22 protein-coding genes are annotated in these 22,824 nt (G+C 57.0%); 13 read left to right on the top strand and 9 right to left on the bottom strand.

The genetic code is table 11. The features are described 5' to 3' along the window. Positions 1–32: 32 nt before the first annotated feature. Positions 33–1,154 carry an agmatine/peptidylarginine deiminase gene (locus HX778_RS03115; RefSeq protein ID WP_176981269.1) on the bottom strand — a complete coding sequence of 374 codons (1,122 nt, stop codon included), beginning with the start codon at positions 1,152–1,154 and terminating at the stop codon, positions 33–35. Between the two features lie 130 nt (positions 1,155–1,284). On the opposite strand from HX778_RS03115, the gene HX778_RS03110 reads away from it, so the two are divergent. Beyond that, positions 1,285–2,148: a LysR substrate-binding domain-containing protein gene (locus tag HX778_RS03110; protein ID WP_176981268.1), complete on the top strand. Its 864-nt coding sequence runs from the start codon at positions 1,285–1,287 to the stop codon at positions 2,146–2,148. Positions 2,149–2,193: 45 nt separating this feature from the next. Continuing rightward, positions 2,194–3,459 carry a DUF3748 domain-containing protein gene (locus HX778_RS03105; protein WP_176981324.1) on the top strand — a complete coding sequence of 422 codons (1,266 nt, stop codon included), beginning with the start codon at positions 2,194–2,196 and terminating at the stop codon, positions 3,457–3,459. 5 nt (positions 3,460–3,464) lie between these two features. Here HX778_RS03105 and HX778_RS03100 read toward each other — a convergent pair whose 3' ends face one another. Beyond that, complete coding sequence (locus tag HX778_RS03100) at positions 3,465–3,797, bottom strand: YceK/YidQ family lipoprotein (RefSeq protein WP_081948186.1); 333 nt, start codon at positions 3,795–3,797, stop codon at positions 3,465–3,467. 314 nt (positions 3,798–4,111) lie between these two features. On the opposite strand from HX778_RS03100, the gene ibpA reads away from it, so the two are divergent. The 3 genes from ibpA (at position 4,112) to HX778_RS03085 (ending at position 7,009) form a co-directional block, all read left to right on the top strand. After that, positions 4,112–4,525, top strand: coding sequence for a small heat shock chaperone IbpA (gene ibpA, locus HX778_RS03095; RefSeq protein WP_038477620.1), 414 nt, complete (start codon positions 4,112–4,114; stop codon positions 4,523–4,525). Between the two features lie 115 nt (positions 4,526–4,640). After that, on the top strand, positions 4,641–5,069 hold the full coding sequence (gene ibpB, locus HX778_RS03090; protein WP_038477623.1) for a small heat shock chaperone IbpB: 429 nt from the start codon (positions 4,641–4,643) through the stop codon (positions 5,067–5,069). 281 nt (positions 5,070–5,350) lie between these two features. Then, positions 5,351–7,009, top strand: coding sequence for a putative transporter (locus HX778_RS03085; RefSeq protein ID WP_038477626.1), 1,659 nt, complete (start codon positions 5,351–5,353; stop codon positions 7,007–7,009). Here HX778_RS03085 and HX778_RS03080 read toward each other — a convergent pair. Further along, positions 7,004–7,747, bottom strand: coding sequence for a GntR family transcriptional regulator (locus HX778_RS03080; protein ID WP_038477629.1), 744 nt, complete (start codon positions 7,745–7,747; stop codon positions 7,004–7,006). The genes HX778_RS03085 and HX778_RS03080 overlap by 6 nt on opposite strands. 225 nt (positions 7,748–7,972) lie before the next feature. Between HX778_RS03080 and HX778_RS03075 the strand changes: the two genes are divergently transcribed. The 8 genes from HX778_RS03075 (at position 7,973) to HX778_RS03040 (ending at position 16,063) form a co-directional block, all read left to right on the top strand. Continuing rightward, complete coding sequence (locus HX778_RS03075; protein WP_038477632.1) at positions 7,973–9,595, top strand: alpha-glucoside-specific PTS transporter subunit IIBC; 1,623 nt, start codon at positions 7,973–7,975, stop codon at positions 9,593–9,595. Next, positions 9,592–10,914: a 6-phospho-alpha-glucosidase gene (locus tag HX778_RS03070; RefSeq protein WP_038477635.1), complete on the top strand. Its 1,323-nt coding sequence runs from the start codon at positions 9,592–9,594 to the stop codon at positions 10,912–10,914. Before HX778_RS03075 ends, HX778_RS03070 begins: the two co-directional genes overlap by 4 nt. A gap of 161 nt (positions 10,915–11,075) precedes the next feature. Beyond that, positions 11,076–11,882 carry a hypothetical protein gene (locus tag HX778_RS03065; protein WP_218167003.1) on the top strand — a complete coding sequence of 269 codons (807 nt, stop codon included), beginning with the start codon at positions 11,076–11,078 and terminating at the stop codon, positions 11,880–11,882. After that, on the top strand, positions 11,869–12,582 hold the full coding sequence (locus tag HX778_RS03060) for an RES family NAD+ phosphorylase (protein ID WP_176981267.1): 714 nt from the start codon (positions 11,869–11,871) through the stop codon (positions 12,580–12,582). Before HX778_RS03065 ends, HX778_RS03060 begins: the two co-directional genes overlap by 14 nt. A 121-nt stretch (positions 12,583–12,703) precedes the next feature. Beyond that, positions 12,704–13,672 carry a cellulase family glycosylhydrolase gene (locus HX778_RS03055; RefSeq protein ID WP_176981266.1) on the top strand — a complete coding sequence of 323 codons (969 nt, stop codon included), beginning with the start codon at positions 12,704–12,706 and terminating at the stop codon, positions 13,670–13,672. Between the two features lie 113 nt (positions 13,673–13,785). Beyond that, entirely contained in the window at positions 13,786–14,550 is a 765-nt protein-coding gene (locus HX778_RS03050; protein WP_144244101.1) for a basic amino acid ABC transporter substrate-binding protein, read from the top strand. A 39-nt stretch (positions 14,551–14,589) separates the two neighbouring features. Then, positions 14,590–15,354 (top strand): amino acid ABC transporter permease, encoded by a 765-nt coding sequence (locus tag HX778_RS03045; protein WP_038477640.1) that lies wholly within the window; start codon positions 14,590–14,592, stop codon positions 15,352–15,354. Next, entirely contained in the window at positions 15,341–16,063 is a 723-nt protein-coding gene (locus tag HX778_RS03040) for an amino acid ABC transporter ATP-binding protein (RefSeq protein WP_038483089.1), read from the top strand. The genes HX778_RS03045 and HX778_RS03040 overlap by 14 nt, the downstream gene beginning before the upstream one ends. A 28-nt stretch (positions 16,064–16,091) precedes the next feature. Here the strand turns inward: HX778_RS03040 and HX778_RS03035 are convergent, their stop codons facing one another. The 6 genes from HX778_RS03035 to HX778_RS03010 form a co-directional block, all read right to left on the bottom strand. Further along, positions 16,092–17,075 carry a nucleoside hydrolase gene (locus tag HX778_RS03035; RefSeq protein ID WP_176981265.1) on the bottom strand — a complete coding sequence of 328 codons (984 nt, stop codon included), beginning with the start codon at positions 17,073–17,075 and terminating at the stop codon, positions 16,092–16,094. Further along, positions 17,072–18,109, bottom strand: a complete 1,038-nt coding sequence (locus tag HX778_RS03030) for a LacI family DNA-binding transcriptional regulator (RefSeq protein WP_176981264.1) — start codon at positions 18,107–18,109, stop codon at positions 17,072–17,074. Before HX778_RS03030 ends, HX778_RS03035 begins: the two co-directional genes overlap by 4 nt. A gap of 87 nt (positions 18,110–18,196) precedes the next feature. After that, a complete protein-coding gene (locus HX778_RS03025) occupies positions 18,197–19,591 on the bottom strand; it encodes an MFS transporter (protein ID WP_176981263.1) in 1,395 nt (464 codons plus the stop codon). 334 nt (positions 19,592–19,925) lie between these two features. Then, the gene (gene dsdA / locus HX778_RS03020; protein ID WP_176981262.1) at positions 19,926–21,254 is read right to left on the bottom strand and encodes a D-serine ammonia-lyase; all 1,329 of its coding nucleotides are present in this window, start codon (positions 21,252–21,254) and stop codon (positions 19,926–19,928) included. Positions 21,255–21,271: 17 nt separating this feature from the next. Continuing rightward, entirely contained in the window at positions 21,272–22,609 is a 1,338-nt protein-coding gene (gene dsdX / locus HX778_RS03015) for a D-serine transporter DsdX (RefSeq protein ID WP_038477655.1), read from the bottom strand. Beyond that, positions 22,609–22,767, bottom strand: coding sequence for a hypothetical protein (locus HX778_RS03010; RefSeq protein ID WP_176981261.1), 159 nt, complete (start codon positions 22,765–22,767; stop codon positions 22,609–22,611). The genes dsdX and HX778_RS03010 overlap by 1 nt, the downstream gene beginning before the upstream one ends. Between the last annotated feature and the right edge of the window lie 57 nt (positions 22,768–22,824).

Raw genomic sequence — 22,824 nt, 5'->3', positions numbered from 1 at the left:
AGAAAGGGGAGCGCCGGGTGCGCTCCCTTTTGTTATTTCACTGCGGGTAACTGATTAGTGACGCAGTGAATGCCCCCGCCTCCGGCGGCAATCGCGTCGATGTTCAGCTGCACGACCTCCCGGCCAGGGTAAAGCGTCGACAGCAGGCGAAACGCCGCCTCATCCGTTTCTTCATCGCCAAACTCCGGGGCGATAATTGCGCCGTTGATCACGAAGTAGTTGATGTACCCGGCGGCAAAATCCGGGTTCTCTTCGCTGAAGCGGCTTTCACGCGGCTCCTGCGGCGGCGTGACGCTGTGAACCTGTAGCCTGCGGCCATCGGCGTCGGTTGCCTGCCTGAGGATCTCCAGATGTGCCTGGGTCACCTTGTGGTCCCAGGAATCCGGGTCGGGATCCAGGTTGGCGATCACCACGCCTGGCTCAACAAAACGGGCGTAAAAATCGACGTGGGCGTCGGTGATATCTTTCCCTTTAATCCCCGGCAGCCAGATGATTTTTCTCAGGCCGAGCTGCGTTTTCAGCTCCTGTTCGACCCGATCGCGGCTCCAGCCCGGATTGCGGTTGACGTTGACCCAGCTGCTTTCGGTCATGATGCCGGTCCCGTGTCCGTCCACCTCAATCCCGCCGCCTTCGCCCACCAGGGCGCTGCGGATAAACGGCGTCGCGCCGTATTTTTCTGCCATAAACGCCGCCAGCAAAGTGTCCTTGCTGTGCCGCTGTTTATTGCCCCAGCCGTTGAAGTTGAAGCCCACCGCGCCGAGCTTTCCTTCTGGCGAAGTGACAAAGCACGCGCCGGTATCCCGCATCCAGATGTCGTCCAGCCCGGTCACCACGTAGGTCACGTTGTGGCTGCCGCATTTTTCCTCCGCCAGCTCGCGTTCGTGTTCGCGGCAAAAAACTGTCAGCGGCTGGTAACCGGCGATAGCGTGCGCGATGCGGCCCAGGGCATCCTGCACGCCGGGGGTAAAATCTTTCCAGATGGCTCGCTGAGCGCCAAACGCGATAAACGCCCGCTGCTGCTGTTCCCCTTCGTCCGGCATGCGCCAGCCAGCGTTCGCCGCCGCGAGGGCGGATAACGGCAGCCCCAGAGAGCCCGCCATGCCCATCCCGGCCAGCACGGAGGCACATTTAATAAATTCACGACGTGTTGACATACCGGACTCCCGTATAGCTGTTTTAACGTAAGAAATTCTGCTCAGTGTTGCAGGTAGATATTTCACCACTGGCTGAATTCGGCTTCCAACGATATATTTAGCGGACATCTGATTAGCCTGGCTTATCGAAATGTTAAAACACTGGCCACCGTTAAATGCCCTGCGCGGGTTTGAAGCCGCCGCGCGCCTGGGAAGCTTTCACCAGGCTGCGTCTGAACTGCATCTCACCCAGTCGGCCATCAGCCAGCAGGTCCGCAGCCTGGAGGCTTATCTGGAACAGCCGCTGTTCTTTCGCAGCGGGCGCAGCGTCAGCCTGACGGACGCCGGGCAGGATCTCTACAGCACCGCGCAGGTTATGCTGCAACAGCTGGCCGTGGGCATCCGCCGCCTCGATCAGTACCGCAAGCCGAACCAGCTTATCGTGAACGCTACGCCAGCCTTCGCCAGGCACTGGCTGCTGCCCAATCTGGCGGACTTTAACCGCCAGCACCCGGAAACGGATTTGTGGCTGTTTACCAGCTTTGACCCGCCGGATATGGCCGGCGAAACTATCGACGTGGCTATCCGGGACGACGTCAGCCAGCAGGCGGAATGTATTTTCGAGGTGTTGTACAAGGATAGACTTTATCCGGCCTGTCACCCCAATGTGCTGAAGGTGCCGGAAGAGCTGCGGACAACGCTTCACGGCGAGCGTGAGATGAGCTGGGAGCACTGGAGCGTGGCCGGAGGTGCGGACGTCGGCCAGCAAAGTCAGGGGCTGAACTTCTCTGACCCAGGATTGTTGCTGGATGCGGCCGCAGACGGGCTGGGTATCGCGCTTGTTAGCCAGCTGCTGGCGGAAAGAAAAAGGGCAAACGAGCAGCTCATCCCGCTGGTGGAGCAAACCGTGCGCGGCGCAGACTGGGCGTGGCTTATCCATCGTGACAGCGAAAATGACCCGCTAACCCGCCAGTTTTGCACGTGGCTGCGGGGCAAAGTGGAAAGGCCGGACTAATTCTTTTACCCTGAAGCGTACTCAGCGCTTCAGGGCAAAACCGTGATAAAACAACTCACCTTCGCACCGCGTCATCATCAGCTTACCAACGTTAACACCTGGACGCCGGACAGCCAGTGGCTGGCCTTCGACGTGCGGCCATCGGGCGCCTCTTTTACCGGTGCAACCATCGAGCGAGTCAATATCCTGAACGGCGATGTCGAAGTGGTCTATCGCGCGCCTGAAGGGGCCCACGTTGGCGTGGTGACCGTGAATCCGCAACAGCCGGAGCGTTACGTCTTTATCCACGGCCCGGAAAACCCGGATGCCGACTGGCATTATGACTTCCATCACCGCCGTGGCGTGGTTGTGAACAAGGGCGAGGCCAGCAATCTTGATGCGATGGACATTACCTCGCCTTATACCCCTGGCGCACTGCGCGGCGGCAGCCACGTTCACGTCTGGAGCCCGGACGGCAGCCGCCTGAGCTTTACCTACAACGACCACGTGATGCACGAGCTTGATGAGCGTTTAGATCTGCGCAACGTCGGCATTGCGTTGCCTTTTGGGCCCGTCACGCCACCCAGGCAGCACCCGCGTGAATATGACGGCAGCCATTATTGCGTGCTGGTGAGTCGCACAACGCCGCAGCCGCAGCCCGGCAGCGATGAGATTAACCGCGCCTACGAAGAAGGCTGGGTCGGTGAGCATGGTTATCGCAAGCCAGACGGCAGCCTCCAGCGCTGGGCGCTGGCGTTTATCGGCGATACCCGGTCCGCAAGCGGCGAAAAAGTGCCTGAGCTGTTTATCGTGGATCTACCTGATGAAGCGCAGGCTTATCAGCTCGCCGGAAGCGAACCGCTGTGCGGCACTGAAAGCACGCTGCCGGCGCCGCCAAAAGACGTGATGCAGCGCAGGCTGACCTTTACCCACGAGCGCCGCTATCCGGGCCTGGTGAATCAGCCTCGTCATTGGGTGCGCAGCAGCCCGGACGGCAGCCAGCTTGCCTTCCTGATGCGGGACGACAGCGGCGTGGTACAGCTCTGGACGCTTTCCCCGAACGGCGGCGAGCCACGGCAGGTCACCCACGGCGAACACGGCGTGCAGTCGGCCTTTAACTGGCATCCTTCAGGGAAGGTTCTGGGGTTTGTGCAGCAGGGACGCGTGGTGCTGTGTGACGCGCAAAGCGGAGCGATTACGACATTAGGTGCAGCGGAAGGGGAAGCGCCTTCCGGCGATGCTATCGTCTTTTCTCCGGACGGCAAGCAGGTCGCCTGGATGCAGGAGATCGACGGTTTCCGCCAGCTATGGAGCGCGGAAACCGGGCTTTAAGCCGCTTAATGAGGAAGTTCTGCCGGTGGGATAACGGAATTAGTGGCCAGATTCTGTTTCTCGCTGGCTTCAACACGCGATCTCACCGAGTTATCCTTCCGGAACATATCCCACGGCAACAGCACCGTATCCAGCACGGCGGTAAACGGCAGATCCAGCGCAACCAGGGGCTTGATGGCCCAGCTTGTTTCGTCGTCGCCAAGCGTTGCCGCGCTTGCACGGGTGCCCGGATAAACACCTTCTTTGCCCCCGCTGTGCGACATCATACTGGAGCAGCCTGTGAGTAAGAACAGCCCGCTGCTAAGCACCAGAGTTGAAAACCAGTTTCTCATTATCATTTTGCTGTCATCTTCAATGGCTGGCGGAGTACCAGCACCTGCGGAGTTATAACACCCGCCAGTGGTTTAAAAATGCCCGTCGTTCCGCTCTGCGGCGGCTATCGCATATTTTTAACCTTTTATGCTGTTTGCCAGTCTATGTAAGGAAATCGCCAGACGCAAAAAATTTGCCGTAAGACGCCTTGAAAAATTTTAAGCGGGCCACATTTTAGTAGGGTAACCAAAACGAGTACGCCGATTGGGTGCTCAGGTTCATGGCCTGTCCAAAGGGAAGGCTTTTACATCTTACTCGCTGATTTCAGGAGCTATTTGATATGCGTAACTTCGATCTTTCTCCGCTCTACCGTTCCGCCATCGGTTTTGACCGCCTGTTTAACCTGCTGGAAAGCAACCAGAGCCAAAGCAACGGCGGCTACCCTCCGTACAACGTTGAATTAGTGGATGAAAACCACTATCGCATTGCTATTGCCGTCGCCGGTTTCGCCGAAAGCGAACTGGATATCACCGCCCAGGACAATCTGCTGATTGTTAAAGGCGCGCACGCAGACGAGCAGCAAGAGCGTACCTATCTCTATCAGGGTATTGCTGAGCGTAACTTTGAACGCAAATTCCAGCTTGCAGAAAACATCCACGTACGTGGTGCAAGCCTGGTTAACGGCCTGCTGTACATCGAGCTGGAGCGTGAAATTCCAGAATCGATGAAGCCTCGCCGCATCGAAATTAACTAATTTTATCGGGTCGCACATCGCGGCCCGTCATCAGCTGGCTTGCCGTCAGGGAGCCAATCATGCCCGTTCGCATACGGGCAGGGTAATTTCTTGCTTCAAAGAAGGAGAAAACACTATGCGTAACTACGATTTATCCCCACTGCTGCGTCAATGGATCGGTTTTGACAAGTTAGCGAACGCGCTCCAGTCCAGCAGCGAAAGCCAGAGCTTCCCGCCGTATAACATCGAAAAGAGCGACGATAACCATTATCGCATCACATTGGCGCTGGCCGGTTTCCGCCAGGAAGATCTCGATATCGAGCTGGAAGGCACCCGCCTGAGCGTGAAGGGCACCCCGGTTAAACCGGAAAAAGAGGTCAACTGGCTGCATCAGGGGCTGGTGACTCAGCCGTTTAGCCTGAGCTTCACCCTGGCCGAGCATATGCAGGTTTCAGGGGCAACGTTCACCAACGGCCTGCTGCATATTGACCTGGTACGCGAAATCCCAGAAGAAATTGCTCCGCAGCGGATCGCCATTAGCGAACGCCCCGCGCTTAATAGCTAATTAAGATTCTTTTATTAAGTATTAAGGCCCCTGAAAATGGGGCCTTAATATTGATGACAAACAGCCGAAAAACGTGGTTTTCGGCTGTTTGGGGCAAACCAGAGAAAAGTATTCATTGTTTTTATTCGATCGGTGTTCAGCCTTTCAACGTACAGTGAATTTTGCCAGCAAACCTGAGGCCCCTGAAAATGGGGCCTTTTTTGTGCTCTCCGCCCCATTAACCTGCCCGAAGCTCTGCCAGAATCCCTGGTAACAATAATGTTATTCACAGGGATTATAGTATGAGTGGAATAGCGTTAACCGTCAGCATGCTGGCGTTGGTCGCCGTAGTGGGCCTGTGGATCGGCAATATCAAGATCCGTGGCGTAGGGTTCGGTATCGGAGGCGTGCTGTTTGGCGGGATTATTGTCGGCCACTTTGTTAATCAGGCCGGGATTGGCCTGAACGGTGACATGCTGCACTTTATTCAGGAATTTGGGCTGATCCTGTTTGTCTATACCATCGGTATTCAGGTTGGGCCCGGATTCTTCTCTTCGCTCCGCGTCTCCGGCCTGCGGCTTAACCTGTTCGCTATTCTGATCGTCGTGCTGGGCGCGCTGGTCACCGCCGTGGTCTATAAGCTGTTTGATGTTCCGCTGCCGGTGGTGCTGGGGATCTTCTCCGGTGCGGTCACCAATACCCCCGCGCTGGGGGCGGGGCAGCAGATCCTCACCGATCTCGGCACGCCAGCACAATTGGTTGACCACATGGGGATGAGCTACGCGATGGCGTACCCGTTTGGGATTTGCGGCATCCTGATGACCATGTGGCTACTGCGCATAGCATTTCGCGTTAGCGTCGACAAAGAAGCGCAGCAGTTTGAAGCCAGCAGCGGGCAAAATCACGCTCAGCTGCAGACCATCAATATCTGCGTTGCCAACCCCAACCTGAACGGCCTGGCAATTCAGGACATCCCTATTCTTAACAGTGACGAGATAATCTGTTCCCGCCTCAAGCGTGGTGAATTGCTGATGGTGCCTTCACCAGGCGCCCTTGTTGAGACCGGCGACCTGCTGCACCTGGTCGGGGCGGAAAAGGATCTGCACAAAGCGCTGCTGGTGATCGGCACCGAGGTGGAGACTTCGCTTTCAACGCGAGGCACGGATCTGCGGGTTGAACGTGTGGTGGTGACGAATGAGAAGGTTTTAGGCAAGAAGATCCGCGATCTGCATCTAAAACAAAAATACGACGTCGTCATTTCACGACTTAACCGCGCGGGCGTGGAGCTGGTGGCCAGCAGCAATGCCAGCCTGCAGTTTGGCGACATCCTCAACCTCGTGGGCCGCCCTCAATCGATAGATGCGGTGGCCGCAGAAGTCGGTAACGCGCAGCACAAGCTGCAGCAGGTACAAATGCTGCCGGTCTTTATCGGCATCGGGCTTGGCGTACTGCTGGGCTCCATTCCGCTGTTTATCCCCGGTTTCCCGGCCGCGTTGCGCCTTGGGCTGGCTGGTGGACCGCTGATTATGGCGCTGATCCTTGGGCGCATTGGTAGCATCGGCAAGCTGTACTGGTTTATGCCGCCGAGCGCAAACCTGGCGCTGCGTGAGCTGGGCATCGTGCTGTTTCTGGCGGTGGTCGGGCTTAAGTCCGGCGGGGATTTTATCGACACGCTGCTGGCGGGCGACGGCGTAAGCTGGATTGGCTACGGCATTCTGATCACGGCTATTCCGCTGATTACCGTCGGCCTGCTTGCTCGCCTGCTGGCGAAGATGAACTACCTGACGCTGTGCGGCATGCTGGCGGGCTCGATGACCGACCCGCCTGCGCTGGCCTTTGCCAACGGGCTGCATGCATCCAGCGGTGCGGCCGCGCTTTCTTATGCCACGGTTTACCCGCTGGTGATGTTCCTGCGCATTATTACTCCCCAACTGCTGGTGCTGCTGTTTTGGGGTCTATAGCTCACCGCCGCCCGGCTGTTCGGGCGGCACCCTCGTATGATCCCTGCGTAGGTGATAATCCACTTGGTATTCGCTGGCATTTCTGAACATCACCGAATAGTTAAGAAACTCGCCTTTATCGCTGTAGGAGAGCGACGTGATGCGCAGAATAGGCGTCGCCTCCGCGATGTTCAGCAGCCTGGCCGTTTTGGCGTCGGCGAGAACCGGCGTCAGCGTTTCATAGTTGCCGCTAATGATTATCTGGCATTCGTCTTCGATATAGCTGAATTTTGACCCTTCAAGGTGGGCCAGCGACAGGTTACGGAAGAGCTTTACCGGCATGTAGCTGTCTTCCACCATCAGCGGCTTACCGCCGACGGCGCGCACGCGGCGGGAGTAGTAAATTTTCTCGTCTATTTTAATGCGCAGCAGGCTGGCAATCGCCGGTGGCGCTGGCATCACGTTAAACTCCAGCACCTCGCTCAGCACCTCTTTTCCCTGGCTGTGCATCACTTCCACAAACCCCGTCAGATTGGTGGTTTCGTGGTGAACATCTTTTTTAGTGACCCATGTGCCGCTGCCCTGGCGACGTGTAACCAGCCCCCAGCCGATAAGCAGCGCCACCGCTTTGCGGATGGTCATTCTCGAAACGCCAAACTCCTCGGCGAGTTTTTTCTCACCGGGCAGCGGGCTGCCGATGGTGTAGTCGGCGGAGTTAAGCCGCAGCCGCAGTCGGTCGGCAATGGATTTGTAGATCATTTCTGGACATCTCCAGGCTTTATCTCGCCGTTGCATTTCGATCAATTGTCTAGTTTCAAGACTAAAAGTAGACAACTTTGACCAAATAAAAACCATGAATACGATCACGAATCGCTGCGCCTGACGCGGCGGGCGTGCGCCGAGGCTCATATCCTCAGTTTCAGGCCAGATTAAAAAAATAAGGCCGCCTCTTACTTTATGAAGTTGTTACATGAGGATTTAAAAATGCTCAGTCAAATACAACGCTTTGGTGGTGCAATGTTTACCCCGGTTTTGCTTTTCCCCTTTGCCGGGATCGTGGTCGGGCTTGCCATCATGCTGCGCAACCCGCTGTTTGTTGGGGAGGCGCTCACCGCACCTGACACCCTTTTTGCTCAAATTGTTCATATCATCGAAGAAGGCGGCTGGACGGTGTTCCGTAATATGCCGCTGATTTTCGCCGTCGGTTTGCCTATTGGCCTGGCGAAACAGGCCCAGGCGCGAGCTTGCCTGGCGGTGCTGGTCAGTTTCCTGACCTGGAACTATTTCATCAACGCGATGGGGATGACGTGGGGGCATTACTTCGGCGTCGACTTTAGCCTCGAACCTACCGCAGGCAGCGGCCTGACGATGATGGCCGGCATTAAAACGCTGGATACCAGTATCATCGGGGCAATTGTTATCTCAGGCATCGTCACCGCCATTCACAACCGCTATTTTGACAAGCCGCTGCCGGTGTTCCTGGGGATATTCCAGGGCAGCTCGTTCGTGGTTATTGTGGCTTTCCTTGTGATGATCCCCTGCGCCTGGCTGACGCTGCTCGGCTGGCCAAAAGTGCAGCTCGGCATCGAATCGCTGCAGGCATTTTTACGCGGTGCCGGGGCGCTTGGCGTCTGGGTATACACCTTCCTTGAGCGCATCCTGATCCCCACCGGGTTGCACCACTTTGTCTACGGCCCGTTCATCTTCGGCCCGGCGGCGGTTGAAGGCGGCATTCAGGTGTACTGGGCACAGCATCTGCAGGAGTTCAGCCAGAGCACCGCTTCGCTGAAATCCCTGTTCCCGGAAGGCGGCTTTGCCCTGCACGGCAACTCGAAGGTGTTTGGCTCGGTGGGCATCGCGCTGGCGCTTTACTACACCGCTTCACCGCAGAACCGCGTGAAGGTTGCCGGGCTGCTAATCCCCGCGACGCTAACCGCCATGCTGGTCGGCATTACCGAACCGCTGGAATTCACCTTCCTGTTTATCTCCCCGCTGCTGTTCGCTGTGCATGCCTTCCTGGCGGCCTCGATGGCAACGGTGATGTACATGGCGGGCGTGGTAGGCAACATGGGCGGCGGCCTGCTTGACCAGTTCCTGCCGCAAAACTGGATCCCCATGTTCCATAACCACGCGTCGATGGTCTTTACCCAGATAGGCATCGGCATCGCCTTTACCGGCGTCTACTTCGTGGTTTTCCGCGCCTTAATCCTGCGCTTCAACCTGAAAACGCCAGGCCGGGAAGACAGCGAAATCAAACTCTACAGCAAGGCTGATTACCAGGCCGCTCGCCAGCAAACCAGCGCGGCGGTGAGCCAGGACGCAAAACACGGCCAGGCCTATGGCATCCTGCAGGCGCTTGGCGGCGCGGCGAACATCGGCAGCCTCAATAACTGCGCTACTCGCCTGCGTATCACGCTCGCCGATATGGCGCTGACCGAAGCCGACGAAGTGTTTAAAGCCCTTGGCGCCCACGGCGTGGTGCGCAGCGGCAACGGCATTCAGGTGATTGTCGGGCTGCATGTCCCGCAAATTCGCGACCAGATTGAAACCCTTATTAAGCAGCAAGTCTCAGACGAAAATCCATCCATGACGGAGGCAGTATCATGAAAAAATTCTCGGTAGTTGTAGCAGGCGGCGGCAGTACTTTTACCCCAGGCATCGTGCTGATGCTGTTGGCTAACCAGAACCGCTTCCCGCTGCGTGCGCTGAAGTTCTATGATAACGACGGGTCGCGTCAGGAGACCATCGCCGAGGCTTGCAAAATCATCCTGAAAGAGCAGGCGCCGGATATCGACTTCAGCTACACCACCGACCCGCAGGAAGCGTTCAGCGACGTGGATTTTGTGATGGCGCATATTCGCGTGGGCAAATATCCAATGCGCGAAAAAGACGAGAAAATTCCGCTGCGCCACGGCGTGCTCGGGCAGGAAACCTGTGGCCCGGGCGGGATAGCCTACGGCATGCGCTCAATCGGCGGCGTGCTGGAGCTGGTGGATTACATGGAAAAATATTCGCCAAACGCCTGGATGCTCAACTACTCCAACCCGGCGGCTATCGTGGCGGAAGCGACCCGTCGCCTGCGCCCGAATTCAAAAATCCTCAATATCTGCGATATGCCTATCGGCATTGAAAGCCGCATGGCGCAGATTGTGGGCCTGAAGGACCGCAAAGAGATGAAGGTGCGTTACTACGGGCTGAATCACTTTGGCTGGTGGACCCACGTTGAAGATAAAGACGGCAACGATTTGATGCCGAAAATTCGCGAACATGTCGCTAAACATGGTTACGTGCCGCCAACGGACGAGCACGGTACAGAAGCCAGCTGGAACGACACCTTTGCCAAAGCGAAGGATGTCTGGGCGCTCGACCCCGATACGCTGCCGAACACCTACCTGAAATACTATCTCTATCCTGACTACGTGGTGCAGCACTCCAACCCGCAGCGTACCAGGGCGAATGAGGTGATGGATCACCGTGAGAAACACGTATTTGGCTCCTGCAACGCCATTATCAGCGCGGGGAAATCCTCCGCAGGCGAGCTGGAAATTGATGAACACGCCTCCTACATCGTTGACCTTGCGACGGCGATTGCTTTTAACACCCAGGAGCGAATGCTGCTGATTGTGCCGAACAACGGGGCCATCAATAACTTCGACCCGGAAGCGATGGTTGAAATTCCTTGCCTGGTCGGCAAAGACGGGCCGGAACCGCTGGTGGTGGGAAACATCCCTCAGTTCCAGAAAGGATTGATGAGCCAGCAGGTTGCGGTGGAAAAACTGGTGGTGGATGCCTGGGAGCACCGCTCTTACCAGAAACTGTGGCAGGCGATCACCCTGTCGAAAACCGTGCCGAGCGCGTCCGTCGCCAAAGCTATCCTGGACGACCTGGTTGAGGCGAACAAAGAGTACTGGCCTGAATTAAAATAAGTTTTCTTGAGTGATTACGAAGCGCGGCGGAGACGTCGCGCTTTTTTTATGGCGATGCTTTCCAGATAACGCTCTCCAGTCTGGACATTTTTTATGCAAACTTATAAAGTGGTAAGGGTTATTAAGGTTAGGTTGGTTAGAAAGGTTATTTTGGAGGGGCTATGATATCCAGACAAATCGGGCGCATTGAGAAGAAAAAAGACCGGGTGCTGTTTGACAGCGAGAGCGTAAAACTCACGCTAGCAAAAGGTGTTCGCGAGCAAAACAGCAAGCGCGAAGCAGGGCTGACCCTGCAGCTTGCGCTGCGCGGCGGCGTTTCCGGGCTGGAAGGACTGCATACCCAACTCACTCACCTGCTGCAGGCGACCGAAGAGCTACAAGCGCAGCAGCAGGGGCTGGAACTTAATGACGGCTATGAAAAGCTGGTGGAACTCTACGGCGAGAAGCTTTTCGGTGAGGGAGCCCTTGTCGCCCATGAACCATCAGCAAGCTACAGTGCGAACCCGGCAAGACATTACCCTAAGCAAAGCGGTTCGCCCTCACTGGCTCAACAGCGCGGGGTTATCAACCAGGCGCGACTGGTGCAGGCCAGGGAGCGATTAACGGACGAAGGCTGGCTGACCACGCATGAAATCGCCATGCTGGGCGGTTACTCGACAAAGAATGTCTCGGCTCAGCCAACGCGCTGGAAGGCGGCCGGAAAAATTTTCTCAGTGATTAAACACGGCATTGGGAACGTCTATCCGCGCTATGGCCTTGATGAAAACTACCGTCCTCTGCCGGTGATGAAAGCGATTCTGGACACCTTCGCTGAGCACAAAACGGCCTGGGGGCTGGCCGAATGGTTTGCTACCTCTAACGGCCTGCTTGCAGGAAAAACGCCTGCCGAAATGGTGTCCACTTATCCGGCGAACGTGCTCCAGGCTGCTGAATATGAGGTCAGGAGGCTGCAGGATGGCGCCGAGTGATGAGGCCAAAACGAGAGCCCCTTTTGGTGAGCCTGTGCTGCTTGCCCCTGAACTCCCTGAGCCGGGGGACGCGATCCCGATTTTTAAAGAAACTTTACCGGCGGGAAAGATCCTTTATCGCTGTCATGCTATGACCTGGCCTGGAAACAGTTTTAATCCTGGGCGCGAGCTAACCGGCAACGATTACGGTGCGAGATTCAGCCCCTTTAAAGATTCGCAGGGGCGGCTGGTTCCGAGCCTGTATGCGGCAGACAGCATGGCAGGGGCGCTGGCAGAAACGCTTTTTCACGACCTGATTGGCGGCGAGCGGCGGGGGTTTTTATCCATCAGGCCGTGGCGGCACTGGGGAATGAGTCAACTGGTGATTAAGCGAGACCTGACGCTGGTGACGCTTAAAACGGCAGACCTCTACCGGATGCGGTTATCAAAGCAGTTATTTCTTTTAAGCGATCGTCTGGTGTACCCGCAAACGCAGCGCTGGGCGTGCGCGATTCATTATCAAAATCCCACGATTGACGGCATGGTCTGGAAGTCCCGACAGCATGATGACAGCAGTGCTTTCCTTTTTTACGGTGACAGAGCTGGTCCTGAGGATTTGGCGTTTCAGCGTGAAGCCTGCGGGATATTTTCAGCGCCAGAAGTGGTTGAAGAGATTGTGAAGATGGCGAACAGGCTTGGCATTGTGCTCAGCGACGAGTAGTCCGCTTTGGCAATCCTTCACACTCGGCATCACCATTCATTTTTTATTGCAATCCTCACTCCCCGCAAACGGTAAAAGCATGCTAAATATTAGTTTTCCTTCGCTAAGTAACGTGCCGCCGATGTTAAAGCCGACTCTTATTCTGGTTGCCCTCTCTTTCTGTGCCAGCGCGTTTGCTGCGCAACAGGAAGCCCTGCCGCCCACCTGGACCAGTCAGCTTGGGGTGGGGATGAACGTTGACTGGGCGGTAACGGAGCGAGGCATTCGTGAGTTCGATCCTCTGACGGTGCGTGATTTCCAGCAGCGCGGGTTTGGCCACGTCCGCATTCGTGTTGCGGGGCCGATAACGCATCAAAAGCTGGTGCATCTGCGGCGCATTGTGGATGCCTGCGAGCAGTACCATATCGTGCCGGTGATAAGCTACCGGGCGGCGGAGCTGAAAGCCAAGCCGACCTCGGACAACGCAGAGGATATCGTCGAGTGGTGGACGACCGTGGCGCGGTTCTTTGCTAAAAACGATGATTCGTTGGTGTTCGATATTATCGGGCAGCCGGAGGAAAAACTCAGCACCAATCCTCAACTGCTGAACCAAATTTACGACAAAACCGTGAAGGCGATTCATAAAATCAGTCCGCAGCGGCACATCTTTGTCGCACCCCGCAACCACGCCTCTCCGGAAGCGCTGAGTACGCTTAAAATACCTGAATCCCGCCACGGATTGGTCATGGCTGACTGGCATCTGATGCCGAGCGGCCCGAAAAACTGGAATGGCAAAACCTGGAACGGAAAAAACCAGTGGACCACCGGCACGGATGCTGAAAAAGCCGCGATTCATGCCCGCATTGAAACGGCCGTGCGCTGGCAGCAGAAAACCGGCCATCTTTCCTGGGTGGGTAACTGGTCGCCAGGCAGCAAATTACCGCTCGATCAGCAGGTTGCGATGGCGACGTTTGTCGCCTGTGAGCTGCAAAAAGCGCAGATCCCGTATGCGATCAACGGCGATGAAAAATTCTATGATGGGGAAGAGGGGGCCTGGCGCACGGATATGGTGCCGGTGCTGGACGCCATTCTTAAGCCTCAGTGCCAGTAATTGTCGCTCATGGTGAATTATCTGTTGCTGCCTTTCGGCTAATTATGTATTTTTATGCATATTAACTGCATAAAAACATCATATATCCAGGGGCTTCTATGTTCACTAAAGCGATGAAATCAGTAGTGGTTGGCGGGTGTTTACTCGCGGCGTTGTTCAGCTCTGCACAGGCGCTGGCCCAAACCTACGTTGTGGGTTCCGGCGGCACCTACCGTCCGTTTGAATACGAAAATAGCCAGAAGCAGCTGGAAGGTTTTGATATCGATATCATCAAAGCCGTCGCGAAGGCGGAAGGCTTTGATATCAAGCTGGTTAACACCCCGTGGGAAGGCATTTTCGCCACGCTGAACTCCGGCGACCGCGACATCATCATTTCCGGCATCACCATCACCGACAAGCGTAAAGCGATGGTCGATTTCTCCACCCCGTACTTCCCGGCCGAGCAGTCCATCGTGGTACCGACCGACTCTAAAGTAGACTCCGTTACCGCCCTGAAAGGCAAAAAAGTGGGCGTGGTTAACTCCAGCACCGGCGACATCGTTGTGTCCGACGTATTGGGTAAAAACAGCACTGATATCAAACGTTTCGATAACACCCCGCTGATGCTGCAGGAGCTGACCGAAGACGGCATCGACGCCGCAGTTGGCGACGTCGGCGTGGTGAAGTACTACATCAAATCCCACCCGGAGAAACCGCTGAAGCTGGTTCCGGACAGCAAGTTTGAACGCCAGTACTTCGGCATTGCGGTGGCTAAAGGCAACGCCGAGCTGAAGGGTAAAATCGACGCTGGCCTGAAGAAAATCATCGCCGACGGCACCTACGCTAAAATTTACGCCACCTGGTTTGACAACAACGTTCCAACCCTCCCGGCAGAGTAATTTTCAATCGGGGCCGCTCCGGCCCCAACAAGGACAGGTATGACCGGATTTCGCTGGGAGATAATCTCAGAATACGCGCCGTTATTTATGCAGGGCGCGCTGATGACCATCAAGTGCACCATTATCTGCGTGATTTTAGGCACAACGTGGGGGCTGCTGCTGGGGCTGGGCCGTATGGCTCACGCCGACGACGGCCCGTGGAAACACGTGCTGCGTTATGCAGTGCAGTGGCCGGTACGCGTTTACGTCAGCGCGTTTCGCGGCACGCCTTTGTTCGTGCAGATCATGGTGGTTCACTTTGCGCTGGTGCCGCTGTTTATTAACCCGCGCGACGGGGTAATGATCACCAGCGGGATGATGTCCGTGGACTTTGCCCGCGAGCTACGTTCCGAGTACGGCGCATTTCTCTCCTGCGTGGTGGCGATCACCCTGAACGCCGGGGCCTATGTGTCCGAGATTTTCCGCGCCGGTATTCAGTCCATCGATAAAGGGCAGATGGAAGCTTCACGCGCGCTCGGCATGGGCTGGGGCAAAACGATGCGCAAGGTTATTCTGCCGCAGGCTTTCCGCCGCATCCTGCCGCCGCTGGGCAACAACGCGATTGCTATTGTGAAAGACTCGTCGCTGGCTTCCGCCATCGGCCTTGCCGACCTGGCCTACGCGGCGCGTACCGTTTCTGGCGCTTACGCGACCTACTGGGAACCGTACCTGACCATCTCCGTGGTGTACTGGGTTCTGACGTTCCTGCTATCGCTGCTGGTGCAACATATGGAAAAGAGGCTTGGCAAAAGTGATTCACGTTAAGGACTTACAGAAACAATTTGGCAAAACTCACGTGCTGCGCGGCATCTCCTGCGATATCGCGCCGCAGGAAGTAGTTTGCGTGATTGGCCCTTCGGGCTCCGGCAAAAGTACGTTTCTGCGCTGCCTGAACGCGCTGGAAAAACCGGACGGCGGCGAAGTGGTGGTGAATGGTTTCGCGGTACATGACCCAAAAACTAACCTCAACACGCTGCGTGAAGGCGTGGGCATGGTGTTCCAGCGCTTTAACCTGTTCCCGCACATGACGGTGCTGGAAAACCTGATTATGGCGCCGATGTCGCTGAAAGGGCTGTCAAAAGCGGAAGCGGTGAATCGCGCCGAGAAGCTGCTGCAGAAGGTGGGGCTGTTGGACAAAATCGACGCCTGGCCTTCAAGCCTGTCCGGCGGCCAGCAGCAGCGCGTGGCGATTGCCCGAGCGCTGGCGATGGAACCGTCGATTATCCTGTTCGATGAGCCAACCTCTGCGCTGGATCCTGAGCTGGTCGGCGAAGTGCTGGCGGTCATGAAACAGCTGGCGCAGGAAGGGATGACGATGATCATCGTGACCCACGAAATGGGCTTTGCCCGCGAAGTGGCGGACCGGGTTATCTTTATCGACCAGGGCGTCATTCAGGAGCAGGGCGTACCAGCGCAGCTCTTTAGCGCGCCGCAAAACCCGCGAACTCAGGCCTTCCTCAGCAAGGTGCTGTAAAAAAGGGCGCTTAAGCGCCCTCTCTCTTCTATGCAAACTGGCGGATGTGCCTGTCGATAAGCGCCAGCAGCTTCTGGTTATCCACGGTTTGCAGCAGCGTGACCGGCTTGCCCTGCGGGGCGTCAACGTTCACCGCCAGCCGCAAATGTTCCGGGCCATAACGCAGCGTTCTGCCCCGGCTCAGCCCGTTCAGGGACACGTCCACATAATCCTCCGTCCAGCTCGCAAGTTCTGGCTCAAGCAGCCAGGCGACGGTCAGCACATCGTGGATCCAGCAGCCCGGTAGCTGGCGAGTCTGCATGGAAAAATCCATCCACGGACGAATGGTTTCGACGAGAAAACGGCTCAGGCGGTTATCGCAGGTGGCCAGCGCATCCAAATCCTCGTGCGTCATCATGGTTTGGGTAGTGACATCCATCGGCACCAGAACGATGTTTGCGCCGCTGGTCAGCACGGCGTGCGCGGCCTCCGGGTCAACGCCAAAATTGGTGTCCTTCAGGTAGCCGTCAACGTTAAACACGCCGCCCATAATCACTATCTCTTTCACCGCGTTCGCCATCTGCGGATAGAGCTGCAAAGCCAGCGCCACGTTGGTTAACGGCCCAATGGCAATCAGCGAAATCTCACCCGGGTTCGCGCAGATAAGCTCGCCCATCTTATGCACCGCCAGCGGGGCCACTTCGGCCAGCATTTGCGGGGCAATCACGTCCTTCCAGAGATGGCGCAGGCCCACTTTATCGACCTTATGATCCAGGTGTTCGCGCCACGGAGCCGAAGGCTCAATCAGCGCGCGCGAGGCGCCCCTGGCAACCTCAACGGACACGCCCAGCCGGGCGACTAAATCAGACGCCACGGCGTAGCCCACTTCGCTTGGCGTATTGCCGGACACGGTGGTGATAAGCTCCAGAGAAATCTCCGGCGCCGCCAGGGCAAGGGCCAGAGCCAGACCATCGTCTACGTTAGCCCCGGCAACGCCGTTACCCGGATCGCAATCGATAATTAAACGCTTCATGTTACCTGTGACTTCCTGCTTGTGGTGAGGGAGCCGCAGCCGCAGGACTCGCCGATCTCCAGCTCAAAATCGAATTCATATTTATGCGGCTGCCCGTCCCATTTTTTCAGCATCTCGACGGCCTTCTTCGCCATCTGCGTGACCGGCTGGCGCACGGTGGTCAAAGACGGGACGTTAAAGGCTGACTCCAGCGTGCCGTTAAAGCACACCAGCGCCAGATCTTTCGGCGCGGAAAGTCCATGTTCAGACAGCGCTCTCAGGCAGCCAAAGGCCTGTTGTTCATTGGTGGCAAACAGCGCGCGAGGCAGTTCGCCGGCCAGCATTTGCTTTGTTGCGTCGTAGCCGCCCTGGCGGGTGTAATCCGTTGAAAAAATCCATTCCGGGCGAACGGCAAGGCCCGCCTCTTCCAGCGCCAGCCGCCAGCCGCTGATACGATCCTGAGTGTTCAGCATCTCCTGCGGCCCGCAAATAATGGCGATATCGCGATAGCCATGCTCAATCAAATGGCGGGTTGCTCGCCGGGCGGCGTGCTGCTCGTTAACCTGAATTGAGCAGACGTTCAGCTCCGGTTCGACCCTGTCCAGCATGACGCAAGGCGTGCCGCTGGCCTGGATAAGATCGATGTAAGGATGCCTGTCGACGCTGGTATAAATCAGCCCGTCGACCTGGCGATGCAGCAGGTTGTTGATAAGCTCCAGCTCGCGGGCGCGGTCATCACCGGAATCGCCCAGCAGCAGCACCCGGCCATCGGCAAAGGCCTCCTGCTGGAGAGCGTGCGCCATGGACGAGATAAACGGGTTGGCGATATTGGGCACGACTAAGCCGTAGGTGCGCGTGGTGCCGCTGGCTAAAGCCCTGGCGATGCCGTTCGGGCGATAGCCGGTTTTCTTTATAGCGGCGAGCACGCGCTCACGGGTGGCCTGCGCAACCGGGCGAGGGCCGTTGTTAATCACGTAGCTGACGACCGCAACGGAAGTGCCTGCTTCTTTGGCGACTTCAGCGCGGGTAACGCGGTGCACATGAGGCTTAGTCACTGAATACCTGCTTTATTTGGCGGGCGATAAACGGAGCCACAGCATAAAGCTTTGCTCCGTAAAAATCGCCGTCAACACTGTGACAAATCAAATAGCGTCTTCCGGTAGATTAAGGTCGCGACCTCTGGTTTCCGGGGCAAAGAAGGTTGTTACCAGCCCAATCCCCGCCATCACCGCGAAGTAGAGCGCGATAGGCCACCAGTGTCCGGTCCAGGACAGCAGCGCGGCGGCAATCAGCGGCGCGGTTCCGCCGGAAAGTATCGACCCAAGTTCCTTCGCAAATGCCATTTTGGTGTAGCGGTTGGTGACGCCAAACAGCTCTACGCCCCAGGCCGCCTGCACGCCGAAAATCCCCAGCGAAGCCAGCCCCATACCGACGACGATGGTCGGTATAACAATCATCGGCTCGCGTGAGTCCAGCAGCATAAAGGCCGGGAAGGCATAGATAATTAACAGCAGGCAGAACCAGCGGTAAACGATACGGCGGCCAAAGCGGTCGGAAAGCCAGCCGGCAAAAGGAATAATCGCGAAGCCCAGCACCGAGGCAATCAGCACCGCCAGCGTGGGGACGGATTTATCTACCGTCAGCACTTTAGCGACGTAGCCGATGATAAATCCCTGTGCGAGATAAGACGGACCGTTCTCGCCGATGCGTAGCCCGACCATCGTCCAGAAAGCGCGAGTGCGTCGCCAGAAGCTGCGCGGGTCTTCCTGCTGCTGGGCCAGCCCTTTTTCCAGGCTCTGTTTGCGCTCGGCTTCCAGCAGCGCTTTCTGCCGTTCAAAGACTGGCGTTTCACGCAGATGCTGACGGATGACCAGGGCGACAACGGCGATCAACATGCTGCACAGGAACGGAATGCGCCAGCCCCAGGAGAGCAGCGTTTCTTTATCCATCTGCAGCACCAGCAGCCAGGTCAGCGAGGCCAGCAGCGTGCCGCTGTTGGAGCCCAGCCCGATAATGGAAGAGACCAGGCCGCGACGTTTGACCGGGGCATATTCACCCAGCATCACGGTGCCGCCGGACAGCTCCGCGCCTGCGCCCAGCCCTTGAGCAAAACGCAGAATAACCAGGCAGGTTGGCGCCCAGACGCCAATTTGCGCGTAGCTCGGGATCAGGCCAATAAGCGTGGTGGAGCAGCCCATCAGCGCAATAGTAATGATCATCACCATCTTTCTGCCGTAGCGGTCGCCCAGCCTGCCAAACAGCAGGGCGCCTATCGGCCGGGCAACGAACCCGACGGAGTAAGCGGCAAAGCTTGAAAGCAGCGCCATGACCGGCGTGGCATCCGGGAAGAAGACGTCACCAAAGATTATCCCTGCCGCCAGGCCGTAAAGCGCAAAGTCGGCGTATTCCATGGGGGTGCCAAGCCAGCAGGAGAAGGTTGCGCGAACAAAATCGCGTTTGCCTTCGGGCGTCGCCAGGCGTTCCTCAGCAGCGTGCTGTGCGTCAGCCGGAGGAGGAGAGAAAGAGCTTGTCGTCATTAGGGGGTCTCACAGAGATCGAACGTTATCCGTCGGCGATGATGCCATTTTTTAATCATTTCTCGCAGTGTATCTACGCGCGTAGATAGATCAAATGATTAAACCAAAAGTGAGAGTAAGGTAACTAAATGACAGAAATATGACGGGGAAGATGACCCTCACCCTAACCCTCTCCCTGGAAGGGAGAGGGGACAGAACGGCGGCCAGGGCAAGGCGTGGGTTTTCTCCCTCGGCTCCTGGAGATAGAGTCGAGGGAGAGGAGTGAATCAGTAGCGATATAGGCTGGGTTTTCTCCCTCGCCCCTTTGGGGAGAGGGCTGGGGTGAGGGGGAATATCAGCGAGCCTTCGCTAAATACTGTGCCATCTCAGCTTCAGGAACCATACCGCCCCCGGTGGCCCAGACCAGGTGCATCGCGTTATTAAGCTGCCGGGCGCTGAAACCCTGCATCTCGTGGTAAGAAGCCGTGGCACAAACTCGCTGCGGCCCGGCCATTCCGGCCAGGGCCGAAGGCTCCAGGCGAATATTTTCTTCTTCTGCCAGCCAGCCGAGCATGTTGTACAGCGTTTGATCGTCCACGGTATAGAAGCCGTCCAGCAGCCTTTGCATCGCTCTGCCGACAAAGCCGGAAGCCCGTCCCACGGCCAGGCCGTCGGCGGCGGTCAGGTTATCAATTCCGATATCCTGCACGGAAAGCGCATCATGCAGGCCGGTGTAAACGCCTAACAGCATGCAGGGGGAGTGAGTGGGCTCGGCAAAAATACAGTGAACGTGATCGCCGAAGGCCAGTTTCAGCCCAAATGCTACGCCACCGGGGCCGCCGCCGACGCCGCAGGGCAGGTAGACGAACAAAGGATGCTGCTCATCAACGGTAATAGCCTGCCGTGAGAATTGGTCTTTCAGCCGTTGCCCGGCGACGGCGTAACCCAGGAATAGCGTGCGGGAGTTTTCATCGTCGATAAAGAAACAGTTGGCGTCCGCCTCGGCGGCTTTTCGCCCCTGCTCAACGGCGACGCCGTAATCTTCCGCGTATTCAACCACCTCAACGCCGTGGCTGCGCAGTTTGGCTTTTTTCCATTCGCGGGCGTCGGCGGACATATGCACCGTGACGCGGAAGCCGATTCGGGCGCTGATGATACCAATCGACAGCCCCAGGTTGCCGGTAGAGCCAACGGCAATACTGTAGCGGCTGAAAAACTCACGTAATTCAGGGGACAGCAGCCGGCTGTAGTCATCTTCAAGGCTAAGTAACCCGGCCTCGATAGCCAGTTTTTCCGCGTGAGTCAGGACTTCATAAATGCCCCCGCGAGCCTTAATCGAACCGGAAATAGGCAGGTGACTGTCTTTTTTCAGCCACAGCTTGCCGCAGACTGTCTGCCCATTTTCTTTTTCCAGCCGCTTTTGCATCGCCGGAATTGCGGCCAGCTCTGACTCGATAATACCGCCGGTTGCTGCGGTTTCCGGGAAGGCTTTCGCCAGGTAAGGCGCAAAGCGAGCCAGCCGGGCATGCGCTTCTTTCACGTCCTGCTCTGTCAGGCCAACATGCGGCAAGCCTTCGGCAAGGGAGGTTGCTCCTGGGTTAAACCAGGTCGTTTCGTTCAGGGCGGTAAGCTCGCTGAGCAGCGGGAATTTTTCGGTTAATGCGTTTAATTCTGTCGATTTCATAACGAGCCTCCTGGCGCTCAGATGATAAAGGAAAGCAGGAATGTGCCAGCCAGTGCAACTAAAGAAGCGATGAATGTCGCCGTGGTGTAGTACTTAAAGGTTTCATGGAGCGTGGCGCCGCAGTATTGCTTCACCAGCCAGAACAGGGAGTCGGTCACAATGGTGCAGCCGATAGCGCCGGAGCCAATCGCGAGCGTAACAATCTCGGGGCTAACGTTGGGATAGAGCGGCAGCAGCGGGGCAACGATAGCCGTGGCACCCATCATCGCCACGGTCGCGGAGCCGACGGCGGCGTGAAGAATAAGGGCAACCAGCCAGGCCAGCAGGATCGGGTGCATATGCAGGCTGGAAAGGCTCAGCGCGAGGCTGTCTGCCATGCCGCTGGCCTTGAGGATGGCGTTAAACGCGCCGCCGGCCCCGATGATCATCAGGATATTAGCAATGGAGCCAAAGCCGGTCTCGGTGTGGTTCAGCAGCGTAGCAATACCCATGTTCTGGCGCAGGCCCAGCAGATAATAGGCCACGAAAACGGCGATAAACATCGCGGTAATTGGGTTGCCGATGAACTCCAGCGCGGTATACGTCGTGCTGCCCGGCGTCATGTTCAGTTCCGCGAGCGTCTTCGCCAGCATCAGGAAAATGGGCAGCAGCACGGTAAACAGCGTGGCGCTCAAAGACGGCAGAGAAGCCGCGTCTCGCGTTTGCAGATCCGAAAATTCGGCGGGAACGGATTTAAAAGGCAGGCGATTGCCCAGGCACTTCAGGAAAAGTGGGCCACCCACCAGAGACGCCAGCAGGCCAACCGCCAGGCCATACACAATCACGGTGCCTACGTCGGCGCCGAGCTTATTGGTCACGAACAGTGCCGCCGGGTGGGGTGGCACCACGCAGTGAACCGCCATCAGCGCGGTACACAGCGGGATTGCCAGCTTCAGCAGCGAAGTGTGGGTCTTTTTGGCGATGGAAAACGCCAATGGGATCAGCAGCACCACGCCAACCTCAACGAACAGCGTAATGCCACAAATCAGCCCGACCAGCACCATAATCACGTCGGCGGAGAGCCAGCGGCAGCGCTGCAGCGCCAGGCCAATACGCTCGGCGGCACCGGAAACTTCCATCATTTTTCCCAAAATGGTGCCCAGTCCGATGACCGCGGCTAAAAAGCCCAGCGTGCCGCCGATGCCGCTTTCCACCGCGTTAACCATCTCCAGCGGGCCCATGCCCATCATCACGCCGACGAAAAAGCTCGCCAGCAGCAGCGCGAGGAAAGGATGAAGCTTCAGTTTTACGATGGTCAGCACGATTAAAATTATGCTGGCAAGCAGCGTACCCACCACCCAGATTTGCGATCCCATTAGTTATCCTCCTGTGCATCATTGCGGGCTATTGGATAAAAATGCGCCTGGGCTGACAAACGATAAAACTGACCTTTCACATGAGCCAGATTGAACCAGGAGAGTGATTTGCGTCGAAATAAGGCGATGAATTGTGTTTCAGGTTCGGTTTTATTCAACTAAATGCTGCTGGTTAGCCGTGGATTTTTTAAACTGGGCAGCTGGAATTGAGAAGG

This window comes from Cedecea sp. P7760, assembly GCF_013386425.1.
Taxonomy (GTDB): domain Bacteria; phylum Pseudomonadota; class Gammaproteobacteria; order Enterobacterales; family Enterobacteriaceae; genus Cedecea; species Cedecea selenatireducens.
Note: the sequence above shows the minus strand (reverse complement) of the source record. Positions and strands in the feature narration are given on the sequence as shown.

Bases quoted from the DNA above. Each gene is read 5' to 3' on its own strand.
- HX778_RS03115 (WP_176981269.1), bottom strand. From the start codon at position 1,154: ATGTCAACACGTCGTGAATTTATTAAATGTGCCTCCGTGCTGGCCGGG.
- HX778_RS03110 (WP_176981268.1), top strand. From the start codon at position 1,285: ATGTTAAAACACTGGCCACCGTTAAATGCCCTGCGCGGGTTTGAAGCC.
- HX778_RS03100 (WP_081948186.1), bottom strand. From the start codon at position 3,797: ATGATAATGAGAAACTGGTTTTCAACTCTGGTGCTTAGCAGCGGGCTG.
- ibpA (WP_038477620.1), top strand. From the start codon at position 4,112: ATGCGTAACTTCGATCTTTCTCCGCTCTACCGTTCCGCCATCGGTTTT.
- ibpB (WP_038477623.1), top strand. From the start codon at position 4,641: ATGCGTAACTACGATTTATCCCCACTGCTGCGTCAATGGATCGGTTTT.
- HX778_RS03085 (WP_038477626.1), top strand. From the start codon at position 5,351: ATGAGTGGAATAGCGTTAACCGTCAGCATGCTGGCGTTGGTCGCCGTA.
- HX778_RS03080 (WP_038477629.1), bottom strand. From the start codon at position 7,747: ATGATCTACAAATCCATTGCCGACCGACTGCGGCTGCGGCTTAACTCC.
- HX778_RS03075 (WP_038477632.1), top strand. From the start codon at position 7,973: ATGCTCAGTCAAATACAACGCTTTGGTGGTGCAATGTTTACCCCGGTT.
- HX778_RS03070 (WP_038477635.1), top strand. From the start codon at position 9,592: ATGAAAAAATTCTCGGTAGTTGTAGCAGGCGGCGGCAGTACTTTTACC.
- HX778_RS03065 (WP_218167003.1), top strand. From the start codon at position 11,076: ATGATATCCAGACAAATCGGGCGCATTGAGAAGAAAAAAGACCGGGTG.
- HX778_RS03060 (WP_176981267.1), top strand. From the start codon at position 11,869: ATGGCGCCGAGTGATGAGGCCAAAACGAGAGCCCCTTTTGGTGAGCCT.
- HX778_RS03055 (WP_176981266.1), top strand. From the start codon at position 12,704: ATGTTAAAGCCGACTCTTATTCTGGTTGCCCTCTCTTTCTGTGCCAGC.
- HX778_RS03050 (WP_144244101.1), top strand. From the start codon at position 13,786: ATGAAATCAGTAGTGGTTGGCGGGTGTTTACTCGCGGCGTTGTTCAGC.
- HX778_RS03045 (WP_038477640.1), top strand. From the start codon at position 14,590: ATGACCGGATTTCGCTGGGAGATAATCTCAGAATACGCGCCGTTATTT.
- HX778_RS03035 (WP_176981265.1), bottom strand. From the start codon at position 17,075: ATGAAGCGTTTAATTATCGATTGCGATCCGGGTAACGGCGTTGCCGGG.
- HX778_RS03025 (WP_176981263.1), bottom strand. From the start codon at position 19,591: ATGACGACAAGCTCTTTCTCTCCTCCTCCGGCTGACGCACAGCACGCT.
- dsdA (WP_176981262.1), bottom strand. From the start codon at position 21,254: ATGAAATCGACAGAATTAAACGCATTAACCGAAAAATTCCCGCTGCTC.
- dsdX (WP_038477655.1), bottom strand. From the start codon at position 22,609: ATGGGATCGCAAATCTGGGTGGTGGGTACGCTGCTTGCCAGCATAATT.